Raw genomic sequence first — 24,572 nt, 5'->3', positions numbered from 1 at the left:
TTGGAGTATCGCCAAGCGGTAAGGCAGCGGGTTTTGATCCCGCCATTCCCAGGTTCAAATCCTGGTACTCCAGCCAATCTCTTACGAGATAAAAACATTGCGGAAGTGGCGGAATTGGTAGACGCGCTGGATTTAGGTTCCAGTATCTTCGGATGTGAGAGTTCAAGTCTCTCCTTCCGCACCATGTTTTCAAAAATCACCTTATTATCCCTACCCTATAAATAAATCATTCAAAATTTAACTGTCTCAGTTTTATATCCTTTTTCTCGCATACTTTTTTACACGCACAAAAAAAGCGAACCCAAGTCCGCTTCGATCAAAGAAATTGACTGATTAAAAATCACCGCCCATCGCATGCTTTAACACTTGTTTCTTCAGCACACCTGCATTGTCAGCCACTTTTAATGCTAAATTGCGAAGATGCTTTAATGGTTTTATGTCATTCGAGAAACCAAAGTAACACGCATCCATCATGCTCATCATCGCCAAATTATCTAAACGACGTTTTTTCTCATATTTGTGCAAAGCTAAAGGGCAGCCGAAATCGTCTGTCGATTCTAATGCTTCGGCTAGAGCTGCAACGTCTTTAAAACCGAGGTTAACTCCCTGCCCTGCCAATGGGTTAATCGTGTGGGCTGCATCTCCCACAAGTACAACTCTACCTTGTGAATAAGTATTGGCATGTTGCCTAGCAAGCGGAAACACCGCCTTTTCTTCAATACTAAAATCGCCAGGCAACGCAAAGAAGTTTGACTGAATTTCAACTTTTAATTGTTCATTCGATAATTGTTTCAATCGAGCAAGCTCAGCGCTATCGTGATACCAAATTAAATTGGCATACGGTGCTTGTATAGGCAGAAACGCAATTGGGCCCGTCTGTTTAAATTGCTGCCATGTTTTCGTCTGTTGTGGCGCGTCTATTTTTATTAAAACGCCCATACAGCTTTGATGATATTGCCAGCCTGTAACACCTATTCCAACTAAATGTCTTACCTGTGAGCGACCACCGTCAGCGGCAACAAGCAAATCAGCCGTGTAACTTTTGTTTTTATAATGCAGTGTAACGGTATCATCAACTTGCTCTATGCTCACTGGTAAACCATCAACTTGCTCAACTTGTATTTGCCATTGCTCAAATTGCGCCCATAAACTGGCTTGCGTTAAGCTGTTTTCGATAAGGTAGCCAAGGTGACTCGTACCAACTTCTTCACTATCAAATAACAATGAGTTTTGTGCTGACTCATAGGCTTCTAGCTGGGTATAAGGGGCAATTCTATTTTCTCTGAGTAAAGGCATTGCGCCTAACTCATCAAGTAAAGCTTCTGAAAAGCGGTTGATGGCAGAGATTCGAATATCAATTTTTTCACTCGCAAGCACCGTATGAGGGTCGATACACTGTTGCTCCAAAACTGTTACCGACGCGCCCTGTTTTGCTAACTTAATTGCTGTAGCTGCACCGACCATGCCGCCACCGACTATAACCACCTTGTTTTTCATCTATTTTGCCTCTTAAAAACAATGTCGACATTGTACCGCAAGCCACGCTAATTTGCCTGACTGTAATGCGCAAAATACGTTTCAATTTGATCACGCTTTGCAAAGTTAAAAACTATACTTGGCTAGATGTGCTTGGTCATATAAAATACGCGTCCTTTAAGTTGTGCGTATACTTTTTAGGTCTAAGCAAGTGGCCTAAATCAGAGTCCGAATTGAAAACGAGGCAATATTTCAATGAGTAAAAAATTGCATATTAAAACCTGGGGTTGTCAGATGAACGAGTACGACTCGCAGAAGATGGCTGACCTGTTAGATGCAACCAATGGTTATGAAGTAACCGAAGAAGCTGAACAAGCTGATGTTATCTTACTCAACACCTGTTCAATTCGTGAAAAAGCACAAGAAAAAGTGTTCCATCAACTGGGTCGCTGGAAGTTATTAAAAGATGACAACCCAGATCTTGTTATTGGTGTGGGTGGTTGTGTGGCTTCACAAGAAGGCGACACGATTCGTCAACGCGCACCGTTTGTTGATATCGTATTCGGCCCGCAAACATTGCATCGTTTACCTGAGATGATCAAGCAAGTACAAAGCAAACAAGGTGCGGTTGTTGATATTTCATTCCCTGAAATTGAAAAGTTTGACCGTCTTCCTGAGCCTAAAGCGGAAGGTCCTACAGCATTCGTTTCTATCATGGAAGGCTGTTCTAAATACTGTACTTTCTGTGTTGTACCTTACACACGTGGTGAAGAAGTAAGTCGTCCGTTAGATGACGTATTACTAGAAGTTGCACAACTTGCTGAGCAAGGTGTACGTGAAGTTAACCTACTTGGTCAAAACGTTAATGCATTCCGCGGTGAAATGCACGATGGTGAAATCTGCTACTTCTCAGATCTACTACGTTACGTTGCTGCCATTGATGGTATTGACCGTATTCGATACACCACCTCTCACCCAGTTGAATTCACGCCTGACATCATTGAAGCTTATGCTGATGTGCCTGAGCTGGTAGATCACTTACACTTACCGGTACAAAGTGGCTCTGACCGTGTTCTTAATCTTATGAAACGTGGCCATACAGCGTTAGAGTACAAATCAACCATTCGTAAGCTACGTAAGATCCGCCCTAACCTGTCAATGTCTTCAGACTTCATCATTGGTTTCCCGGGTGAAACGAATGCTGACTTTGAAGCAACAATGAATCTGATCAATGACATTGGTTTTGATATGAGCTTCAGCTTTATCTATTCAGCACGCCCAGGCACGCCTGCGGCAGATTTGCCTGATGATGTTTCAGAGCAAGAGAAGAAAGAGCGTCTTTACATTCTTCAAAACCGTATCAACCAAATGTCTCAAGATATCAGTCGTAAGATGTTTGATACTGAGCAACGTATATTGGTTGAAGGTCCATCGAAGAAAAACCCAATGGAACTGCGCGGTCGTACCGAAAACAACCGTGTTGTGAACTTTGAAGGTCCTCATTCAGTGATCGGTCAGTTCGTTGATGTACGTATTACTGAAGCCTTACCTAACTCTTTACGTGGTGAGCTAATTCGTACAGAATCAGAAATGAATTTAAGGAAAGATGTTGCACCTGCCGATATTTTAAATCGTGCGCCGTCGGAACCCGAAGCCGATGAGTTAGGTGTTGCAACCTTTACACCTTAGTTAAATACAGATTGCGCCAGCACTTTTGCTGGCGCGGTTGTTACAGGAAGCAATTTTGAGCAGTCAACTAAAGAATATTGAGTTTTATTTAGAGCCCGCCGACAACGTTCGCCTTTCATCACTTTGCGGCCCTTTTGACGAGAATTTAAAACAAATAGAACGTCGCCTTGGGGTTGAAATCACACACAGAGACAACTGGTTTAAAGTTACCGGACAACCTGTTCAAGCTAAAGCCGCTACCGATATCATAAAAGGTTTGTACATTGATACTCAGCCTGTTCGTGGCGAAGTGAATGAAATTGAACCTGATAACGTACACTTAGCGATCACTGAAGCAAATTGCCTTGAGCAAGATGCACCTAGTGTATGGAATGAAGAAGTTTATATTAAAACCCGCCGTGGTGTGATTAAGCCTCGCAATCCGAATCAAAGTCAGTATGTGGCTAATATTCTTCGTCATGATATCAGTTTTGGTATTGGTCCTGCTGGTACTGGTAAAACCTACCTTGCCGTTGCCGCTGCTGTAGATGCACTAGAACGTCAAGAAATTCGTCGCATCTTATTAACTCGCCCTGCGGTTGAAGCGGGTGAAAAACTTGGTTTCTTACCTGGCGATTTAACACAAAAAATCGACCCATACCTGCGTCCACTCTATGACGCATTGTTTGAAATGCTTGGCTTTGAGAAAGTTGAACGCTTAATTGAAAAAAATGTCATAGAAGTAGCGCCACTTGCCTATATGCGTGGTCGAACGCTTAATGATGCCTTTATCATTCTGGATGAAAGCCAAAACACCACCACAGAGCAAATGAAAATGTTCTTAACGCGTATCGGCTTTAACTCAAAAGCGGTGATCACAGGTGACATTACGCAAGTTGATTTACCTCGTGGTGCGCGCTCTGGTCTTCGTCATGCTATTGAAGTACTAAGTGATGTCGATGAGATTTCTTTTAATTTCTTCAAGTCACATGATGTTGTTCGTCACCCAGTTGTGGCACGTATTGTTGAAGCATACGAGAAGAAAGAAGAGTCTGAGCGAAAAGAAAAGGCAGAGAAAGAGCGCCTTCGCAAAGAAGCGAAAGCGAACCAAGCTGAGTAATAGACATGAGCGTTGAATTAGATTTACAAGTTGCCTGTGAGTTTGAAGGTTTACCTTCACATGAACAGTTTGAATTATGGGCTGACAAGGCCCTATCTGCGTATCGTGAACATGCAGAGTTAACGATACGTATTGCTGATGAAGCTGAAAGCCAAGAGCTTAACAGCCAGTATCGTGGCAAAGACAAGCCGACTAACGTGCTATCTTTTCCATTTGATGCGCCACCAGGCATCGAACTTCCTCTTGTTGGCGACTTAATTATTTGCCCACAAGTTGTAAAAAAAGAGTCTATAGAGCAAGAAAAAAGCTTTCATGAACACTTTGCTCATATGACAATTCATGGCTGCTTGCATTTACTTGGATTTGACCATATAAATGAACAAGACGCCATTGAGATGGAAGGCATCGAAAAAACATTATTAGCCGAATTGGGCATAGACGATCCATATCGTGATGATGCTTACTAAGTTCGACTAACAAAATTTTATTTAATTGGAGATATAAAAAGAAATGAGCGACGATAACTCGCAAAGTAGTCAGGGTTCTGCTGGCAAAAGCTGGCTAGGACGCATTACCCAGATGCTGCAAGGAGAACCCCAAAATAAAGAAGAGCTGGTTGAAGTCATCGCTGATGCGCAAGAGCGTGCACTCATCGACCCTGAGACCAAAGACATGATGGAAGGCGTATTAAGCGTCTCTGAACTTAAAGTTCGCGATATCATGATCCCTCGCTCTCAAATGATTACTTTAGATGTAGATGAGTCTCTAGAGCATCAACTTCCTATTATGGTTGAATCATCACACTCTCGCTTTCCAGTGATCTGTGAAGACAAAGACCATGTTGAAGGTATTTTGCTTGCTAAAGACTTACTGCCGCTGATTTTGGATAAATCTGATGCTCTACCAGCATTAAGAGAGTATCTTCGCCCAGCTATTGTGGTACCAGAAAGTAAGCGTGTTGACACCTTGCTAAATGAGTTTCGCCAAAAGCGTTACCATATGGCTATTGTTATCGATGAGTATGGCGGCGTATCAGGTTTAGTTACCATCGAAGACATTTTAGAAACTATCGTTGGCGAAATTGAAGATGAACATGATGACGATGAAGAGCATGACGATATTCGACAGTTGTCAAAGCATGTCTTTACCGTGCAAGCCCTAACACCGCTTGATGAATTTAATTCGTTTTTTAATACTGATTACGATACACAAGAAGCCGATACCATCGGTGGTATTATTCTTCATGCCTTTGGTCATATGCCAAGTCGTGGTGAAACAATCGACATCGAACCGCTACAGTTTAAAGTCACTAACTCCGATAATCGTCGTATTATTCAACTTCAAGTAACAGTACCAAAGACTGAAACTACCGAAGATCACGTTGAGTAAGCTGTTTTCCCTCTTTTCTAACAAACATGCTTGGCTTGCATTTTTTGCAGGCCTTGCCATGACTTTTAGCTATGCACCATTTAGCCTATGGCCCATCGCTATTTTTTCACTCATTGCGGCTTGCTACGTAACAGATAAACAATCTACCCGAAGTGCTGCCAAATATGGTTTTGCATTTGGATTCGGCTGGTTTGCACTTGGTATAAGCTGGGTGCATGTTTCTATAGCTCAGTTCGGTGGATTACCTTTACCAGTTTCTTTGTTACTGATGGGTTTGCTCTGTGCCTATTTAGCAATTTACCCTGCACTGGCCTTTGCATTTGCCGCTAAGTTCAGCCAAAGCGCGTGGCAAAGGATCGCATTGTTAATTGTCGGCTTTGCCATTACAGAGTTTTTACGAGGTAAGCTGTTAACTGGCTTTCCATGGCTCAGTTTTGGTTATGCCTTTACTGATTCACCACTTAATATCTTTGCGCCTATAATTGGCGAGTTTGGCTTAACTTTATTGGCTGTGTTTCTTGCTAGTGGCATTTATTACAGCATTAAAGCAAAACAGGTCTCTTTTTCGCTTTCAGCAATTGTTACTCTGCTCTGTTTATATCTCACGAGTAACTTCACGGCTTCTACTTCATACTCTGATAAGCACATTTCAACCTTGCTTGTACAAGGTAACATTCAACAAAGTTTACGCTGGGAACCAGAACAGTTTTGGCCAACCATGTCAAAATACCGTGATATGACCCGAGTTGAATGGCACGATACAGATCTCGTCGTCTGGCCTGAAGCAGCCATTCCCGAAATTGAAGATATGGCAGCACCATTTTTAGAAGGGCTAGACAAAGCTGCCGCCTTTAACAATACCGCAGTGATCACAGGCATCCCTGATTATCAATTTGATACCAAAGCGGTCTACAACACGCTTATTGTGTTAGGGAAGAAATACCCAGACTCTAGTGAAGGCCACTACAACTACTTACACTCAAATAGGTACCAAAAGCATCAACTTCTACCTATTGGTGAATTTGTACCATTTGAAGATATTCTCAGACCGTTAGCTCCTTTGTTTAACCTTGCTATGTCCTCATTTTCTCGTGGTGAACGCGTACAAAACAACCTCATAGCTAACGGCTTACATATTCTGCCAGCTATTTGCTACGAAATCGTATTTAGCGATTTGGTTAGGGATAACTTCACAGAGCAATCTGATATTCTCTTTACTGTCAGTAATGACGCTTGGTTTGGAGATTCTCATGGCCCCCATCAGCATATGCAAATTGCAAGAATGCGCGCCCTCGAGTTGCAAAGACCGCTTGTTCGCGCGACCAATAACGGTATTACGGGCGTCTATGACCCCATCTCTCAAACTGAGCAAACAATACCGCAATTTGAAGCGACAGTACTCAAAACTGACTTACAGCTGATTAAAGGATTGAGCCCTTTTAGTAAATATGGTCATTTACCTATCTGGATTTTGGTCGGGTTTTTATCTATTTGTGTCTTTTTACCACGTTTGAAAACAAGCATAGCAAACAAACTTGAAAGGAACTTTTTCTAAAGCACATCATACCATTCCTCAAAATAGATCACTTAATGAAGAGGGTTAGTATCACATAATAAAGGCGGCTAATGAGCCGCCTTTGAGCTAGGGCTTTGCAAGAGCTTTAGAGCTTTAATCTCACACCAAGCTTGTTTAAGCCAGTCACAGCAAACATCATCATCACTGCAAACCCTAGGCTCCATAGAATCCCCATAACGCCACTACTCATAAACTCTGGTCTTGCAGGAATTGATAGCAACTGTAAGGCTGCAATTAAAATATAAGGCAAGATATAAATTAATAATGGGTTATTTGCCGCTGGTTCAAATACCTTGCACCAACCAGTCTGTGCCTTTAACTCAACGATGTAATAAATAGCTCCAAAGATCAGTGCACAGAAGAAGATACTCATGAATGCCCAACTTGGCGTTGCCCATATCTTTGAAACTGGCCAATGCCACCAGCTCAACAAGGTAAGTGCGCCACTAACAAATACAAAAGCAAAATAGTTGAACCACTTTTTGTCAGTTAATTTAGCGTGATAAAAGATTAAGCTCATCACAACACCTGCTAACACTATCGTCGCATGGGTATGGTTTCGGTTATCTTCGACAAGTCGGTCAAGCACACCGTTAATACCGCTTAAATGTTCTATAACAAAATATAACGCGACAAATGCAAGGCTGGCTGCAATTAATTTAATGACATCTTGTTTAGTAAATAAATAAACTGCCACACTAAACATAAACGCCCAGCCGATTAAGCCTAGGATCCCCCACCACTGAGGTGTCATACCACCGTAAGGGCCTTCATAAATATACGCCAGCACAATAAGGCCAAGTATGCCTAAATATTTACAGCCTTTGACTAATACACTTGAAAGGTGCTTTGGATAGTGACTCCATATGAGTAGTACACTGGCATACATCAACAAAGTCCAAAGCGGCATAGATATCAGCATTTTACTTTCATCATAACCATATATGGTGTTCACCATAAACAAGCCGATTACGATTAATCCAAGCGCTCTGAAGGCTGCATCAACTAATAAACGTTTTGAGCTCGCTCCTTTTGCAGCTTTTGCTTGTGTTGAAAATGGAATAGACATACCCACAATAAATAAGAAAGCTGGGAATACTAAATCTACAAAAGTCATGGCGTTCGCATCGGCAGGCATATGCGTCATCCAAGAAGGAATATTTTTAATTGCGGCAAGTTCGTTGACAAATACCATGGTGAGGATCGTCAAACCACGGAAAACATCGATAGCCAGAATGCGACGGTTAGGTAAGCTGTGCTCGGTCATTTATTTCTCTCTTATCAATAGCCGCTCAAAGCTACCTAAAGCAAAACAAAGCTGCAATTAAACACTACAAATCGCAAATAAAATAAACCGAAAATGATGAGTCGTTTGATAAATTAGTTGAAGGCCTTTCAAGTACCTATGGAGAGTAAATAACACAATAACAGAAAACCTAATCAATAAGCACTTGAGTAGAGTATTAGATAGAATAAGATTCAATGAATACAGATAAATCTCATTTTCTTATGATGAAAAATGAGATTTATCTTTTTATTCAGTCACTACACTGTGAGTATGCATGATAGATTTTCATTCAGTAATATTTGAGTTAAGCCAGAAAAATATAACCGATCATAACGATAACTGAGACCGCCATAAAACGCGTATCAAAATCACGCATTCTTTTGGTTAATAAATGCAATCGCTTATCCTGAGTTTTACTTAACTCTCCAAATTTCAGGGACTCTTCAAGGGCAATCACAAACAAATTATTGACCCCTATTTTCATTTTGTCTTTTGATAATCTAGCCAAGATATCGGGGTAGGTTTCGCCAACATATACTTTTATTTCATTGACATGCTTAGCTCTGAAATAAACAAAAAGTACCATTAATGCAGTGATAACAAGACCCATATACATATTCTCTCCTTACATTATGTATAAAAAAGGAGGCTTAGCCCCCTTTCATGTTTCTAAAATGAGACTAACTTTACGACTCTATTTTTAAAAGCTCAACTTCAAAAATCAACAATGAGCCTGCTGGGATCTTACCAGCTGCACGGTCTCCATAACCTAACTCAGGACTGATATAAAATTTAAACTTACTGCCTTCAGTCATTAGCTGTACACCTTCAGTCCAACCTGGAATTACCTGGTTTAAGCCAAAGCTGATCGGGCTATTTCGCTCTACTGAGCTATCAAATACGGTGCCATCAGCAAGTGTGCCATGGTAATGTACTTTTACTTTACTGGTGGCAGAAGGCTTTGCATCTCCCTCCCCCTGTGTAAGCACTTCGTACTGTAAGCCAGAATCAGTTGTTACCACAGTATCTTTTTTTGCATTTTCTGCCAAAAACTCTGCCGCTTTAATACGATTCTCTCCTGCAGCCGCTTTGTTCTTTTGCGACGCACGAGAAAATAGTGCCACCAAAATCACGATGACAATCACTAAAATTACATTGGTTGTAGACACGCTACTTACTCCTTATCTTGGTCTGTTTCTTCTTTTTCATTATCGCCACTGACCACATCAGCAATTTGCTGTAATCGAGCCAGTGTTAGCGCATTAATAGAGCCCTCAGGGTATTCCCCGTCGACTAGCTCTCCAGCGTCATGATTCATCAACAAGCTCAATGCTTCATCCACGTTTGAAACTGCATAAATATGGAAACGGCCACGCTCTACTTCTTGTAAAACTTCGTCATCTAAAACTAAGTTAACGCGGTTAGACTGAGGAATGATCACACCTTGCTGACCGGTTAAACCACGCATTTTACAAAGCTTAAAGAAGCCTTCTATTTTTTCGTTTACACCACCAATCGCCTGCACTTCACCATGCTGATTAATGGAGCCTGTCAGCGCTAACGACTGGTTAATGGGTAGTTGAGTGATAGCTGAGATTAAGCCGCATAATTCTGCGAGTGAGGCGCTATCGCCGTCGATATAGCCATAACTTTGTTCAATCGCGATATTGGCACTGAGTGTTAAGCTAAAGTTTTGTGCATACTTGTTACCTAGATAACCCGTTAACAACATCACACCTTTAGAATGAATTGACTTACCTAAGTCTGCTTCACGCTCGACGTCAATGACGCCATCAGATCCTGCATATACCGTAGCCGTAATGCGCGCTGGTGTACCAAATGCCGTATCACCAATATGTAATACCGTCAGACCATTGATTTTAGCAATCGCTTCACCGTCAGTTTCTATCAGTGTGTGGCCTTCTTTGATATCACTCAGCATATTTTCGCTAAGCTGACCGGTGCGATACTGCTTACCGGCAATGGCTTCATCAATGTGCTCTGCGGTAACCTCTGTCACATTGTCTTGTTTTGCATAAAAGCTTGCTTCTGCCACTAACTCAAGCACATCTGCAAACCGTGCTGACAACTTAGTATGGTGCTCTGCTTGGCGATAGCTAAACTTGAGCAAACGCGCAAGACCACACGCAGAAATACCGCAATTTAAAGTTTTATCGCAGTACTCAAGTACTTTGGTAATGAACTGATATTGAAGTTTATCGCTACTTGGCAAGTAGTAATCAAAATCAGCCAATACTCTAAATAGCTCTGCGAACTCTTCATCGTAATCACTGATGGCATAATATAAGTCACGTGAGCCCAACAAAATAATTTTCACATCGAGTGGAATTAACTGAGGGCGGAGCGTGAAGCTGCTGCCTACTGAGCTATCTTGATACGGTAAATCATTCTTTATTTGGTGGGTTTTAAGCGACAATTTTAGACCATCCCACACTTGCGAGTTAGCCAAGACTTTATCGGCATCCATGATCAGATAACCACCGTTGGCCTTATGTAACGCACCCGGTTGGATTGAGCGATAACTCGTGATTAAGTTGCCTTGTGAAGTAGCGTATTCAACCTTACCAAAAATATTACCAAAAGTTGGGTTTGGCTCATACACCACAGGTGCAGCCTCTCCATCTTTATATTCAACCAGAATATTCGGGGCAAAGAAGTCATTTAACATACCTCGATGGTCAAACTCGTCTTTGTTTTCCTCGCTGCCACTGTCATCTAACCACTCTAGCACCGCATCAACGATTTCAATGCGGACATCTTTTAGATAACGAATAACACCGATGTGGCTGGCATACTTTAGCTCTAGCTTCTTTAGTAAAGGCTTAGTGGCAGTTTCAACTGTTTGCTTCTTTAAGTTTCTCAGTTTTTCAGATGATTCACGTTTCCAACGTGGTAGCTCAATTAACGCCTCAATCAGGTCATCTTCAAGCTTTTCAATGGCATCAAAAAAGTGCTCCTGCACTTTCTCATCAAGTGCGGCAAATTCTGCATCATCTAACTGTTTACCGTCGATCACCGGCGTAAAAGCGACCTGATTACTTTCTTCTATCAGTGCCACACTTTTTTTAGCCGCAAGCTCTGCGACAGCTGTGATCGCAGCGTCATACTTGTTATCAAATTCTTTATCGATAGATTTCTTTTTACGTTGATAGCCTGGGTTATCGAATGCTGCTGGAAAAGTATCGGCTACTTCATCTAAAAATTCATCGATGTCATCAGCAAGCTCTTTACTTTGACCTGGCTGCATAAACAAGGCGATAGGCTTACGGTGATCATCGTAATTGTTGACGTACAACCATTCGTTTGGTGTTGACTTTGTTTTACTGTGAGCTTCTAGCTTATCTTTTACCATAGTAAAACGGCCTAATGCCGCTTCACCCATCACAAAGGTATTGTAGCCTGGTAAATCCATGCCTAGTGCAAAGTCTAAGGCACTTTGAGCGCGTTGCTGACCAATAAATGTCAGTGCTTCTGGGTAAGGGTTGCGCACGCATGACTCAACATGCGCAAGTGAAACGGTTGGCGCTAAGGCCTCAATAGGTAAAGGTGCTATCTTATTTGTCATTCCTAACTTCTTTTTATTATCTAACCAAATTGGCTAGACTATGGAGACAATGCTTTTCGACTAAATTCTTGGTGCTCACATTGGCTACATGCTTTAATTTCAGAGGCATAAAGTACATCTGTAGTATGGTGACAATTTTTACATACTAATTGTCCCATGGCTATCCATTCACCCGCTTTGTAAACCCCATCATGCTCAAAATCTTTTAAAAGCGCCTGCCACTCTAACTGTGTTCTATCTTCAAGCTGAGCTAATTCAAACAACATACCCGCTTTTAATTCTTGCCATGCGATATCGTCTGCGTTTTTATATTCATCTTCTAAATGCTTTAAATCACGCTTCAAATAATGGCTATACGCTTTAAGCTTTTCTTCACTGAAGGTTTTTAAAGCCTGCTGTTTTTCGACAAATTGGTTTATTAAGTCTTCTACTTCATGGTCTTTTATATCTTTCAGCCAGTTAGAGAAATCATCTAACCATTGTTTGTAACCTGCCATAATATCCTCTCATGCGTGTTATTTAATAAAAACACGTCTCTCGACACTGTAAACAGTCAACCAATATTGAAAATTATGATTATTACTAAGTGTAGACGATATAGGACATCTTTGGAGAGTTGCGCGTATGAACGAGTAAAATATAGAAGGGTTGCAGAGCGGTCAAAGATAGCCGCTCTGCAAGGTAGTGAGCAGCTTTAGAAGCTATATTTTACACCTAACGTAATAGTGCGGCCTAAGCCTTTCACATTATAGCCACCATAAGCGTAGGCCTGCGCCCTTGCTGGGTAATAGTCGTTATTTAATAAGTTTTCTATACCCATGTACGCATTGAAACTATCTGACAACTGATAGCTAGCAGATGTGCTTAACACATTATAGCTATCAATCGGTCCTTGATCGGCAACATATTGACCTTTATCGTTCATTTCAAAGCGTTTTCTATCGCCAACATATAACCAATTTAACGCCATCGAGAGTGCATCATTGGCTTGCCAGTTTAATGATGCTGTAAATTTCGGTGGCGCGATTTGTCTTCCGCCTAAATAAGTATTGTTAGCGGTATTTTTGCCTTCCACAAAGCTATACGTGGCTCTTAAATCGAGAGTCTTAGACAGCTTGTAATCAACTAAAGCCTCATAGCCCCAGATTCTTTGTGGTGCACGAACCGGCTCATAGACGCCAGTTGTTTCATTGAAAACACTGCTTGTACCAAGCTCTGAGGTGCTCTTAAATAAAGCAAATTCAAAACGCAGATTTTCTAATTGCGAGTTAAAACCGACTTCATAATTATCAGTAATTGAAGCATCGGTTTGGATCAGGCCGATGTCTTTTACAGTAGCTGTTCGAAGTAACCTACCAATATCAGACACATCAGAGCCCTGAGAGTAACTCGCAAATGGACTAAACTGTTCGTAGCCATTGTATTTAATAGCGAAGTTGAAAGTAGCTGCATCATAATTAATGGTATCGCCTTTCACCGACATTGGTACCGAACATTGATCTGCACTTCGGCATAACTTTAATGTAGTGTAATCTTCTACTTCAATAACAATACTCTCTTGTCTCACACCCGCTTTTAACACTAAGTCATCAGCAATTACCCACTTGGTTTGAAGATAACCCGCCAAGCTTTGCATATCCATTTCTGGTACCCAAACACGACCATCAACCATCGGCTGTGAGGTCACGTCATTTAACGCGTCAATACCGTAAATTAGTGTTGCCGCTACATTGTCAAAGTCTAAAGCTGTATTAAATGTCGCTCGGGCACCTTGTTTCTCAGAAACGATGACTGATTGGCCTCCAGTAAAGCCGGCCTCTGGGTTAGCTAAGTTTGGAGAAAAGAAGAATATATTCTCAATGTCTTGCATATATGCATCGAGCGTAAGTTGGGTGTTCGTAAAGACCGCATAATCAGTGTATTTTAACGTGATATTTTCGTTGCCCGCTGGGCCTTGAGGCTTACCTTTTTTTTGTAGCTCAGGTGCAACGTGTTGGGCATATGACTTTTCGCCACTATTGATATTACCAAACACATCACCTAGATCAGTTTTTTGCTGTGAGCTGTAATAGTTATAACTAAACTGCAGTTGTTTATCTTCATCAAAATCATAGCCAAGTTTAGTAAAGTAATTTTCTGTTACGGCATCTGACAAACCATATTGTAGCCCAAGGATATCGCCTTCAGCATCACGTTGTACGCCATTTTCTTCGTAACCTATAGTCGCAAGGTAGCTAAATTTTTCGGCACGACCATTAATTGCCGCAGATATACGAGCACCGCCACTTTCAGCCAGTTTAACCGCACTAAAACGACTAGAGAGACTCACTTCCCCCTCTACTTGTCCATCTGCTTGAGCTTGTTTTGTGATGTAGTTAATAATCCCGCCAGACGCACCATTACCATAGATAGATGTTGCACCTTTAATCACTTCAATACGTGCAATAGCGCTTGCATCTAATGTTCTGATCCCAAGCGAGCCATTACGCAGTGGTGTTGACTGTGGCACGCCATCAATCATAACCAATGGCGCTCGACCGCGAAGCCCTTGACCTGTGTTACTAGAGCTGCCTGTATCAGGCGCTAAGCCTGGCACTATTTGCGCCAGTAAGCTTTGAAGCTCTGGGTTTACCTTGAGGTGGTCTTCAATTTGCTTTTGTGTGATCACAGTAATTGATGCCGGTACTTCATCAATACTTTCAAAAACACGGCTTCCAGATACGATGATCTGTTCAATATCATCAATTTTCGACTCAGACTGATTAGCTTCATTAGCCATTGATGCGCAACTAACAGCCATCGCAATTAAGGTAAGCGAACTTCTAAACATGGATATCCTTGATATTTTTGGAATTATTAACTTCGCTGCGCATGTTAATTGCAAATCCCATTTAGATCAACGCAAATGATAATTAATATCAGTAAAAATATCATTTATATAACTGAGAAGTTCTAACTGTTCTTTTTATGGCAAAAGCTAAGGTAGATAAGAGCCTAAACAGCGCAAATATTTGCAGTCTAGATGCTGTGATTAGACTGCAAATTCGGTTATGCTATCGAACAATTTTTTATTAATTTGCAAGAAGTCTGGAAACATAGATGCAAGAGCAATATAACCCGCAAGACATTGAGTCAAAAGTCCAACAATATTGGGAAGAAAACAAGACGTTTAAAGTCGTAGAAGACGAGAACAAAGAGAAGTATTACTGTCTCTCTATGTTCCCTTACCCAAGTGGTCGACTGCATATGGGTCACGTGCGTAACTACACCATTGGTGATGTGGTATCTCGTTTCCAGCGCTTACAAGGCAAAAACGTGATGCAGCCTATGGGTTGGGATGCATTTGGTCTACCTGCAGAAAACGCGGCTATCAAAAACAACACAGCGCCTGCTAAGTGGACTTACGAAAATATTGATTACATGCGTGGTCAGCTAAAACAGCTTGGTTTTGGTTATGACTGGGATCGTGAAATCGCAACATGTCACCCAGAATATTACAAGTGGGAACAATGGTTCTTCACTAAGCTTTACGAGAAAGGCTTAGTTTACAAGAAAATGTCTACTGTAAACTGGGATCCAGTTGACCAAACAGTTCTGGCTAACGAGCAGGTGATTGACGGTCGCGGTTGGCGTTCAGGCGCGCTTGTAGAGCAAAAAGAAATTCCTCAGTGGTTCATCAAGATTACTGATTACGCTCAAGAGCTACTAGATGATTTAGACAAGCTTGAGCACTGGCCTGAGCAAGTTAAAACCATGCAGCGTAACTGGATTGGTCGCTCTGAAGGTTTAGAGATTGACTTCAAACGTGCTGATAATGGCGAAACTTTCACTGTTTACACTACTCGTCCAGATACCTTCATGGGTGTGACTTATGTTGGTGTTGCTGCTGGTCACCCGATTGCGTTAGAAGCTGCTAAGAATAACCCAGACGTTGCTGCATTTGTTGAAGAATGTAAGAACACCAAAGTTGCTGAAGCTGATATGGCAACCATGGACAAAAAAGGCATCGACACAGGCTTTAAAGCCATTCACCCATTAACTGGTGAAGAAGTACCTGTATGGGCTGCAAACTTTGTACTAATGGACTATGGTTCAGGTGCGGTTATGGCAGTACCAGGTCACGACCAACGTGACTATGAATTTGCTACTGCTTACGGTCTTGAGATCAAGCAAGTTATTGCGCCTGCTGAAGGTTCTGAGCTTGTAGCTGACCTGTCAAAAGAAGCGTTCACTGAAAAAGGCACGCTGATTAATTCTGGCGAATTTGACGGTCTTGAATTTAAAGCAGCATTCAACGCCATTGCTGACAAACTTGAAAGCATAGGTGCAGGTAAGCGTAAAGTTAACTTCCGTCTACGTGACTGGGGTGTTAGCCGTCAGCGTTACTGGGGTTCACCAATCCCAATGCTAAATAAAGAAGATGGTTCTGAGCTTGCTGCGACTGAAGACATGCTACCAGTTCGCTTACCAGAAGACGTGGTAATGAACGGTGTGACTTCACCAATTAAAGCAGATCCTGAGTGGGCTAAAACCACTGTGAACGGTGAACCTGCATTCCACGAAACAGATACGTTCGATACTTTCATGGAATCTTCTTGGTACTACGCGCGTTACTGTAGTCCACGTTATGACGAAGGCATGTTAGAACCAGGTGCAGCGAATTACTGGCTACCAGTAAACCAATATATTGGTGGTATCGAGCACGCGATCCTTCACCTACTTTACTCGCGTTTCTTCCACAAACTATTACGTGACTGTGGTTTAGTAAACTCAGATGAACCGTTCGAGCGTCTACTATGTCAAGGCATGGTATTAGCTGAAACTTATTTCCGTAAAGACGAAAAAGGCGGTGATGTTTGGATTTCACCAACTGACGTTGAAACAGAAACAGACGATAAAGGTCGTATCACTAAAGCGTGGCACAAAGACGATGGTCAACCAGTAGAGTCTGCTGGTATGTCTAAAATGTCTAAATCAAAGAACAACGGTATTGATCCACAAACTGTTATCAAGCAGTACGGTGCAGATACAGTTCGTTTATTCATGATGTTCACAGCGCCACCAGAGCAAACTCTAGAATGGTCTGACTCGGGCGTTGAAGGTTCACTTCGCTTCCTTAAACGTGTTTGGAAATACGCAGTAGACGTCAATGCTGCAGGTACCGCTGAGCTTGATGTAAATGCGCTAAACAGCAACCAGAAAGTGCTACGTCGTGAAATCCACAAAACCATTGCAAAAGTAACAGATGATGTTGAGCGTCGCCAAACGTTTAATACTGCGATTGCTGCTATCATGGAGCTATCTAACAAGCTTGCAAAAGCGCCGCTTAAAGATACACAAGATATTGCATTAGCAAATGAAGCACTTAATGCCATCGTGATTATGCTTGCACCAATTGCACCACACATGTGTCACCAGTTATGGCAAGACTTAGGTCACGAAGGTGACGTGTTAGATGCTACATGGCCTGTGGTTGACCAAACTGCGCTTGTTGAAGATGAGAAACTTATCGTGGTACAAGTGAATGGTAAGCTGCGTGCTAAGCTGACGGTTGCTGCCGACTCAACGAAAGAACAAGTTGAAGCGCTGGCATTTGCCGAAGAGAATGTATCTAAATTCATCGAAGGCAAAGAAATCCGTAAAGTCATTTACGTACCAGGTAAACTACTTAATGTGGTTGCAAACTAAGATGCGTTTATCGCATTCAATTAAGCATGGGCTAGCATTTTTGCTAGCCTGTGTTTTGTTATCTGGTTGTGGCTTTCATTTAAAGCAAGCCTCATATTTACCAAAAGAATTACAAACGCTCCACCTGTCGGGTGATGATAGCAAGTCTGAGCTGTTTTCATTACTTCGCAAAGATCTCGTCGCATCTCAAGTCACCATGAGTGACAACAGAAGCAAACAAGTTCCTGAGCTACATCTTTATCGTGACTCTCTAACACGCCAAACGTTAAGCTTGTTTAGAAACGGTCAGGTTGCGCAATACGAACTGGCTTATTCTGTCTCATACAGAGTGACACGTCCGGGTCTTGAGCCTGTAGATAAAGGGTTTGAGATTTACCGTAATTATCAAGATGACCCTGACAACGCACTAGCTAAAGCCAAAGAGCTTGATATTATTCTTAACGAGCTGCGCAAGCAGGCAAGTAAACGTATTGTTCGAGAGCTGTCACAACTCTAATGCGCTGTTACGCTAACCAACTTCCCGATATTTTACGAAAAGGCCTAGCCCCATTCTATTTGGTTTTAGGTGAAGAACCTTTTCAAGAAGCACAATGTGTGCAGCAAATAAAGCAAGCGGCAAAACAACAAGGCTTCGACGAAGTCATTAAATTTAGTTTGTTGCCAGGCTTTGATTGGCAAGAATTACTTGCTCAATACAATAGTATGTCGCTATTTAGCGCACGTACACTCATTGAATTTGATTTGAACCAGCAAAAACCCGGTACAGCCGGGAGCGATGCGTTTAAACAACTGACTGCTCAACCGAATCCTGATGTCGTGTTAATTGTGAAAGGTCAAAAAGCCAGCCAAGAGATCCAACGCGGAGCTTGGTTTAAAGGCTTGGAAAAGCAAGGCGTATATGTGCCTTGTTATGAATTGACTGGTCAACACTTGCAGCGCTGGCTTGATTCGCAAGCCAAGCAGTTAAAAGTTGCTCTAACACAAGACGCTAAGAAGCAACTTTTGCTGGCCACAGAAGGTAACTTACTCGCAACACATCAAGAGCTAGAAAAACTGGCGCTGCTTTACCCTTCGCAAACCGTCAATGATGAGCAAATCTTAGCGGGCCTGCTTAATCAAAGTAAATTTGATATTTTTGACCTGACTAATGCAACGCTTGCCGGTCAGGCAAAAAAAATCACCAAAGTGATGGTTAAATTAGCTGAAGATAACACTGAGCCGAATACGCTGGTTTGGGCGCTGAATAAGCAACAGCAAACCTTAGTATCAATTAAGCAAGGCTTACAGCAAGGTCAAAATATTACTGCGCTCTATAAACAGCATAATATTTGGAAAAACCAGCAGCCTTTGACTCAGCAAGCACTTGATAGATTGCCTCTGCATCAGCTCGAGCAAATCGGTCTGTTGTTGGCACAAATAGACAGTGGCTATAAACGCGGAGAACTCACTGCGCCTTATCAAGCCTTACTGCATTGTGCACTGAGTTTTTGCTATCACATCCCAATTGGTCTGCCCATCAACCACACTGATTAAACAATATGATTGCACTTTTTGGTGGTACTTTTGACCCCGTCCACTTAGGACATTTAAACATGGCCGAGCAATGCGTTGCTGAGCTTGGGTTGTCTGAATTACGATTCTTACCCTGCGCAATACCTGTGCACAAAGCACAACCTAAGATCACTGACACTCACCGTCTCAACATGCTCCAGTTAGCTACACAAGGTAATAGAGCATTCACTATTGATAAAAGAGAGCTTGAGCGACAAGGGCCTTCATATTCACTGTTAACGCTGCAGGAATACCGAAGCGAGCAGCCTAATTCATCCATCATTTTTTTGATGGGTATGGACTCATTCAATAGTTTAACGTATTGGTATGAATGGCAAGCCATTACACAGCTTTGCCACATCGTTGTTTATCAGCGCCCTGGCGAAATTTATGCACCAAACCCAGCGCTTGCCAACTACGCGGAACAAGCTAAAGTTGAGACAAGCGAGCTGTTACTCACGAAAAAAGCCGGTCATTGTCATTTTTTAACTGGTCCTAGTTTTGATGCCGCATCGAGCGATATAAGAAAACTAATAAATAATCAAAAACCTATGGAACAATTTCTCGCGTCTTCGGTCATAGATTACATTCGTACTCATCAGCTCTATGCTGAATAAAGCAATGTGCTGTGCTACTATACGCGCCTTATTTTTTGAGCATAGAGATACAAGATTTGAATTCTGAACAATTATTAGACTTTGCATTAGACAAAGTTGACGACATGAAAGCCCGTGACATTGTTAAGTTAGATGTAAAAGAAGTGAGCTCTGTAACGGATTATTTGGTCATTTGCTCAGGTAACTCAAAACGTCACGTACAGTCTATTGCTGAACACGTTGCTAAAGAAACGCGTCATGCTGGTGAAGACCTATTAGGCATTGAAGGACAAGATGTAGGTGAGTGGGTACTGGTTGATTTAGGCGATGTGGTTGTGCACGTTATGCAAGACCAAACTCGTGACTTATATGACTTAGAGAAACTCTGGGGCTAATTTTGAAAATTCAATTGGTTGCTGTCGGCACAAAGATGCCTGCTTGGGTTGAGACTGGCTTTAAAGAGTATCAGCGTCGTTTTCCAAAAGATATGGCGTTAGAACTTGTTGAGATCCCAGCTGGAAAGCGTGGTAAGAATGCCGATATCAAGCGTATTTTACAGTTGGAAGGTGAAAAAACCTTAGCCGCTATTCCAAAAGGCAACCGAATTGTGACGCTAGAAGTAACAGGTAAGCCTTGGGATACGCACCAGTTGGCAAATCATATGCAAAAGTGGCAACTTGATGGTCGAGATGTCAGCTTATTAATTGGCGGCCCTGAAGGCCTTGCGCCTGAGTGTATTGCCGCTTCTGAGCAAAAGTGGTCGCTATCGGCTTTGACATTACCGCATCCACTTGTGCGCATTATTGTCGCTGAAAGCTTGTATCGCGGGTGGAGCTTAAATAACAACCACCCTTACCACAGAGAATAATACAACTCAGATGATAAACAAAAGACCAACAATTCGTGACCATTCAGCTGAAGCAAATTTGTTTGCTCGTCGCGCATTTGTTGGTTTTGTGTTTGTTACTCTCCTTATAGGCTTGCTACTCAGTAACGCCTATAAGCTTCAAGTCACAGAGCACGACACCCATAAAACACGCTCTAATGATAATCGTATTAAAGTAATCCCCGTCGCACCAAACCGAGGCTTAATCTACGACCGAAATGGGGTGTTATTGGCAGAGAACCGCCCTGTTTATAATTTAGAAGTGATCCCTGAGCAAGTAGATGATATCACTAAGCAACTTGCTGAAGTTGGCGCTTTATTAAATATTTCTGTAGAAGACCAAGAACGCTTTTTAAAAAATATTCGCCGCAAGCAGCGCTTTAAAAGCCGTGTTATCAAAGCGCGTTTAAATGAGCATGAAGTTGCCTTATTTTCAGTGAATCAACATAAATTTCCCGGCTTTAATATTGAAGCTCGCCTTGCCAGATATTACCCCTACGGTGAAACACTCACCCATGCGCTTGGTTATGTTGCCAAATTAAATAAAAAAGAGCTCACTGCTTTAGAGCTTGCTGGTGAAGCCAAAAATTACCGTGCAACCCATGACATTGGTAAGCTTGGCATAGAGAAGTTCTACGAGAAAGAACTGCACGGCATCGTTGGCTCACAACGTGTTGAAGTGAATAACCGAGGCAGAGTGATCCGTACTTTAAGCGTCGATGCGCCCACACCAGGGCAAGATTTAGTTCTTACGTTAGATATAGGCTTACAGCAAGTGGCGAAAAAAGCCCTTGAAGGCATGCGTGGCGCGATCGTTGTTATGGATCCTAAAGACGGCGGTATTCTCGCGCTTTATTCAAACCCAAGTTACGACCCAAACTTATTCGTACATGGGATCAGTGGTAAAGATTATCGTGCCTTGCTAAATCCAGATCGACCTTTAATCAATAGAACGACTCAAGGTCGCTATGCACCGGCCTCCACGGTCAAACCGCACTTAGCTATTCTTGGTTTAGAAGAAGGCATTATCACTGAGCAAACTCGCATGTGGGACCCGGGCTTTTTTCAAATTCCGAATGTTGATCACCGATGGCGTGATTGGCAACGCTGGGGACATGGCCATGTTGATGTTTACAAAGCCATTGAAGAGTCTTGTGATACCTTTTATTACGAGATTGCCTATAAGTCTGGTATTACCAAAATCAGTAATTTTATGAATAAGTTTGGCTTTGGTGATTTATCAGGCATTGATATTCATGAAGAGACAACCGCTATTTTACCAACCGTAGCTTGGAAAAAAGACCGTTTTAAAGAAAACTGGTGGCCAGGTGACACCATTTCAGTCGGGATTGGACAAGGTTATTGGACTGCGACGCCAATGCAAATAGCCAACGCTGTAACCATTATGGTTAATAAAGGTGAGCATTACCAACCGCACCTTGTACAAGTAAAAAAGCAGTTTGATGAAATCACGCCTATGTATACCGAAGAGCGCCCGCCTATTGTGCTCAAAAATCATGACCATTGGCGCGTCGCCCTTGAAGCCATGCATAACACTGTAACTAAGGTAACTGGTACTGCGCATAAAGCTTTTAAAGGGGCGGATTATGACCCTGCAGGCAAGACTGGCACAGCACAAATTGTCAGTATTGCTCAAGGTGAGCGATACGATGCTGAAAAGTTAGACGAGCGTCATCGAGACAATGCTATTTACACAGGCTTTGCCCCCTATAATGACCCGCGTGTTGTTGTGACTGTGGTGGTTGAGAACCAAGGTGGCGGTAGTAAAATCGCAGCCCCTATCGCACGTCAATTAATGGATTATTACTTTACTGCAAACCCACTTAAGCAAGGAGCTAATTAATGGTGCTCGGTCATAAACGCACGCTATGGCAGAAAATACATTTAGATGTGCCTTTACTATTAGCACTTGTATGTATGATGTTTGGCAGCTTGGCGATTGTGTATAGTGCCAGCGGTCAAAACATGGATATGATGTTAAGACACGGTGTGCGCATGGGCGGCGCGGTCATCGCATTATTGGTGTTTGCTCAAATTCCTCCTATTACTCTAAAACGCTTAGTGATTCCACTTTATTTAGTGGGTTTGGCTATGCTGGTTGCTGTGTTTTTCTTTGGTATTACTATCAATGGTGCAAAACGCTGGTTAAACCTCGGCGTTACTAACTTTCAACCGTCAGAAGTCATGAAACTGGCTGTACCTATGATGGTTGCTTGGTATATATCTCAACACCGCATGCCCCCAAAGTTTATTAATTTGTTTGTCGGTTTTATATTATTGTGTGTGCCCACCTTCTTAATTAAAGAACAACCGGATTTAGGCACCTCACTGCTTATTGCCAGTTCTGGCATTTTCGTTTTATTTCTAGCAGGGTTAAGCTGGCGCCTCATTGGTGGTGCGCTGTTATTAATGGTTCCCGCTGTATTCGCTTTTTGGCATTACGGTATGCGCGCTTACCAAAAACAGCGCGTTATGACATTACTTGATCCAGAGAGTGACCCTTTAGGCGCGGGCTACCACATAATTCAATCGAAAATCGCCATAGGTTCTGGCGGTGTCGAGGGTAAAGGTTGGCTGCATGGCACGCAATCGCAGTTAGAGTTTTTACCTGAGCGACACACAGATTTTATCTTCTCGGTATTGAGCGAAGAATTTGGTTTAATGGGTGTGGTGTTATTACTCAGTGTCTATTTATTTATCATAGGTAGAGGCTTATTGATTGCAGTTCGTGCTCAAGATGCCTTTAGTAAACTATTAGCTGGTGCCTTAACACTGACTTTCTTTGTATATGTATTTGTAAATATTGGCATGGTATCAGGTCTATTACCGGTTGTAGGTGTCCCCCTTCCACTTATTAGCTATGGCGGTACATCCATGGTTACGCTAATGGCTGGGTTCGGCATCATTATGTCAATTGCGACAGACAAGAGGATGTTACTTAAATCATGACTAAGTTGTATAAGGCTTGCTTGCTAGCCCTTGTTGTCATTTTTGTGAGTGGGTGTAGCTCTCGCTATCATACACGCCAAGACACTGCACCTATGCGCATTCCAACTGAGTATGAAATGCGTGATGCGAAAGTAAAAGTTGAGCCAAAAAGTGTCAGCGCCGGACGCTCCTATGTGGTGCTCGGTAAGCAATATCACCCTATGTCAGATGAAAAAGGTTATAAAGCGCAGGGGACCGCTTCATGGTATGGGCAGAAGTTCCACGGGTACTACACCTCTAATGGTGAGATCTTTAACATGTATGACATGACTGCAGCCCACAAAACTCTACCACTTCCGAGTTTTGTTAAAGTAACCAATTTAGAAAATGGCAAATCGGCCATTGTTAGAGTCAATGATCGCGGACCATTCCACGATGATAGGATCATCGATTTATCTTATGCCGCGGCCTATAAGCTAGGCTACCATAACAAAGGTACAGCAAAGGTTCAGATTGAAGCGATTACACTCGATCGCATTGCGCCAAGATTAACCTATATTCAAGTCGCTGCGAGTAGTAATAAAACCAATATTGAGCACTTGGCAAATAAACTCGCAGGTCAATTTGCAATTGATACCAACATTGCAGAAGAAGGCGGTTTACATAAACTTCGCTTAGGGCCGCTAGAAGATGATACTCATGCTCAATCCCTGCTAGAAAATTTACAAGCAGGTGAATTTCGCCAGGCTTTCTTGCTTTACAGTGAACAACGACTTTAGAATAGAAAAAGCTGACTAAT

The 24,572-nt window shown here is 42.2% G+C and carries 21 protein-coding genes and 2 tRNA genes; 16 read left to right on the top strand and 7 right to left on the bottom strand.

Annotation, left to right across the window (positions count from 1 at the left end; all coding sequences use genetic code 11):
• Position 1: 1 nt before the first annotated feature.
• Both AC1HJP_RS15175 and AC1HJP_RS15170 read left to right on the top strand, forming a co-directional pair.
• Positions 2–76: transfer RNA gene (locus tag AC1HJP_RS15175), tRNA-Gln, on the top strand.
• Between the two features lie 23 nt (positions 77–99).
• Positions 100–184: transfer RNA gene (locus tag AC1HJP_RS15170), tRNA-Leu, on the top strand.
• 149 nt (positions 185–333) lie between these two features.
• On the opposite strand, the gene AC1HJP_RS15165 is transcribed toward AC1HJP_RS15170, so the two are convergent.
• Positions 334–1,497, bottom strand: a complete 1,164-nt coding sequence (locus tag AC1HJP_RS15165) for an FAD-dependent oxidoreductase (protein WP_480362537.1) — start codon at positions 1,495–1,497, stop codon at positions 334–336.
• Between the two features lie 234 nt (positions 1,498–1,731).
• Between AC1HJP_RS15165 and miaB the strand changes: the two genes are divergently transcribed.
• Genes miaB through lnt form a run of 5 tightly spaced genes read left to right on the top strand, consistent with a single transcriptional unit; the run spans position 1,732 to position 7,208 of the window.
• On the top strand, positions 1,732–3,165 hold the full coding sequence (gene miaB, locus AC1HJP_RS15160) for a tRNA (N6-isopentenyl adenosine(37)-C2)-methylthiotransferase MiaB (RefSeq protein WP_138480342.1): 1,434 nt from the start codon (positions 1,732–1,734) through the stop codon (positions 3,163–3,165).
• Between the two features lie 55 nt (positions 3,166–3,220).
• Positions 3,221–4,264: a PhoH family protein gene (locus tag AC1HJP_RS15155; RefSeq protein ID WP_138480340.1), complete on the top strand. Its 1,044-nt coding sequence runs from the start codon at positions 3,221–3,223 to the stop codon at positions 4,262–4,264.
• Between the two features lie 5 nt (positions 4,265–4,269).
• The gene (gene ybeY / locus AC1HJP_RS15150) at positions 4,270–4,731 is read left to right on the top strand and encodes an rRNA maturation RNase YbeY (protein ID WP_480362536.1); all 462 of its coding nucleotides are present in this window, start codon (positions 4,270–4,272) and stop codon (positions 4,729–4,731) included.
• A 43-nt stretch (positions 4,732–4,774) separates the two neighbouring features.
• Positions 4,775–5,653: a CNNM family magnesium/cobalt transport protein CorC gene (gene corC / locus AC1HJP_RS15145; RefSeq protein WP_058030816.1), complete on the top strand. Its 879-nt coding sequence runs from the start codon at positions 4,775–4,777 to the stop codon at positions 5,651–5,653.
• A gap of 58 nt (positions 5,654–5,711) precedes the next feature.
• Positions 5,712–7,208 carry an apolipoprotein N-acyltransferase gene (gene lnt, locus AC1HJP_RS15140; protein WP_480362535.1) on the top strand — a complete coding sequence of 499 codons (1,497 nt, stop codon included), beginning with the start codon at positions 5,712–5,714 and terminating at the stop codon, positions 7,206–7,208.
• Between the two features lie 106 nt (positions 7,209–7,314).
• On the opposite strand, the gene AC1HJP_RS15135 is transcribed toward lnt, so the two are convergent.
• The 6 genes from AC1HJP_RS15135 to AC1HJP_RS15110 form a co-directional block, all read right to left on the bottom strand.
• Positions 7,315–8,496 (bottom strand): DUF5009 domain-containing protein, encoded by a 1,182-nt coding sequence (locus AC1HJP_RS15135; protein ID WP_480362534.1) that lies wholly within the window; start codon positions 8,494–8,496, stop codon positions 7,315–7,317.
• Positions 8,497–8,821: 325 nt separating this feature from the next.
• A complete protein-coding gene (locus AC1HJP_RS15130; RefSeq protein ID WP_480362533.1) occupies positions 8,822–9,133 on the bottom strand; it encodes a hypothetical protein in 312 nt (103 codons plus the stop codon).
• Between the two features lie 70 nt (positions 9,134–9,203).
• Complete coding sequence (bamJ, locus tag AC1HJP_RS15125; RefSeq protein ID WP_390441933.1) at positions 9,204–9,686, bottom strand: BamJ family beta-barrel-assembly machinery protein; 483 nt, start codon at positions 9,684–9,686, stop codon at positions 9,204–9,206.
• 5 nt (positions 9,687–9,691) lie between these two features.
• A complete protein-coding gene (locus AC1HJP_RS15120) occupies positions 9,692–12,103 on the bottom strand; it encodes a Lon protease family protein (protein ID WP_480362532.1) in 2,412 nt (803 codons plus the stop codon).
• Positions 12,104–12,141: 38 nt separating this feature from the next.
• Positions 12,142–12,600: a zinc ribbon-containing protein gene (locus tag AC1HJP_RS15115; protein WP_480362531.1), complete on the bottom strand. Its 459-nt coding sequence runs from the start codon at positions 12,598–12,600 to the stop codon at positions 12,142–12,144.
• A 197-nt stretch (positions 12,601–12,797) separates the two neighbouring features.
• Entirely contained in the window at positions 12,798–14,933 is a 2,136-nt protein-coding gene (locus tag AC1HJP_RS15110) for a TonB-dependent receptor (protein WP_480362530.1), read from the bottom strand.
• Positions 14,934–15,202: 269 nt separating this feature from the next.
• Between AC1HJP_RS15110 and leuS the strand changes: the two genes are divergently transcribed.
• Genes leuS through AC1HJP_RS15065 form a run of 9 tightly spaced genes read left to right on the top strand, consistent with a single transcriptional unit; the run spans position 15,203 to position 24,552 of the window.
• The gene (gene leuS, locus AC1HJP_RS15105; protein WP_480362529.1) at positions 15,203–17,791 is read left to right on the top strand and encodes a leucine--tRNA ligase; all 2,589 of its coding nucleotides are present in this window, start codon (positions 15,203–15,205) and stop codon (positions 17,789–17,791) included.
• A gap of 1 nt (position 17,792) precedes the next feature.
• Entirely contained in the window at positions 17,793–18,287 is a 495-nt protein-coding gene (locus tag AC1HJP_RS15100; protein ID WP_480362528.1) for an LPS-assembly lipoprotein LptE, read from the top strand.
• Positions 18,287–19,324: a DNA polymerase III subunit delta gene (gene holA / locus AC1HJP_RS15095; protein ID WP_480362527.1), complete on the top strand. Its 1,038-nt coding sequence runs from the start codon at positions 18,287–18,289 to the stop codon at positions 19,322–19,324. The genes AC1HJP_RS15100 and holA overlap by 1 nt, the downstream gene beginning before the upstream one ends.
• A 5-nt stretch (positions 19,325–19,329) precedes the next feature.
• Positions 19,330–19,959 carry a nicotinate-nucleotide adenylyltransferase gene (gene nadD / locus AC1HJP_RS15090; protein WP_480362526.1) on the top strand — a complete coding sequence of 210 codons (630 nt, stop codon included), beginning with the start codon at positions 19,330–19,332 and terminating at the stop codon, positions 19,957–19,959.
• 56 nt (positions 19,960–20,015) lie between these two features.
• Positions 20,016–20,333, top strand: coding sequence for a ribosome silencing factor (gene rsfS, locus AC1HJP_RS15085; RefSeq protein WP_058031648.1), 318 nt, complete (start codon positions 20,016–20,018; stop codon positions 20,331–20,333).
• Between the two features lie 2 nt (positions 20,334–20,335).
• A complete protein-coding gene (gene rlmH / locus AC1HJP_RS15080; protein WP_058030827.1) occupies positions 20,336–20,806 on the top strand; it encodes a 23S rRNA (pseudouridine(1915)-N(3))-methyltransferase RlmH in 471 nt (156 codons plus the stop codon).
• A gap of 10 nt (positions 20,807–20,816) precedes the next feature.
• A complete protein-coding gene (gene mrdA / locus AC1HJP_RS15075) occupies positions 20,817–22,688 on the top strand; it encodes a penicillin-binding protein 2 (protein ID WP_480362525.1) in 1,872 nt (623 codons plus the stop codon).
• Positions 22,688–23,794, top strand: coding sequence for a rod shape-determining protein RodA (rodA, locus tag AC1HJP_RS15070; RefSeq protein ID WP_480362524.1), 1,107 nt, complete (start codon positions 22,688–22,690; stop codon positions 23,792–23,794). Before mrdA ends, rodA begins: the two co-directional genes overlap by 1 nt.
• Complete coding sequence (locus AC1HJP_RS15065; protein ID WP_480362523.1) at positions 23,791–24,552, top strand: septal ring lytic transglycosylase RlpA family protein; 762 nt, start codon at positions 23,791–23,793, stop codon at positions 24,550–24,552. The genes rodA and AC1HJP_RS15065 overlap by 4 nt, the downstream gene beginning before the upstream one ends.
• Positions 24,553–24,572 lie beyond the last annotated feature (20 nt).

This window comes from Pseudoalteromonas sp. NFXS53 (assembly GCF_056629255.1).
The sequence above is the reverse complement of the archived record's forward strand: the minus strand, read 5'-3'. Positions and strand labels throughout refer to the sequence as shown.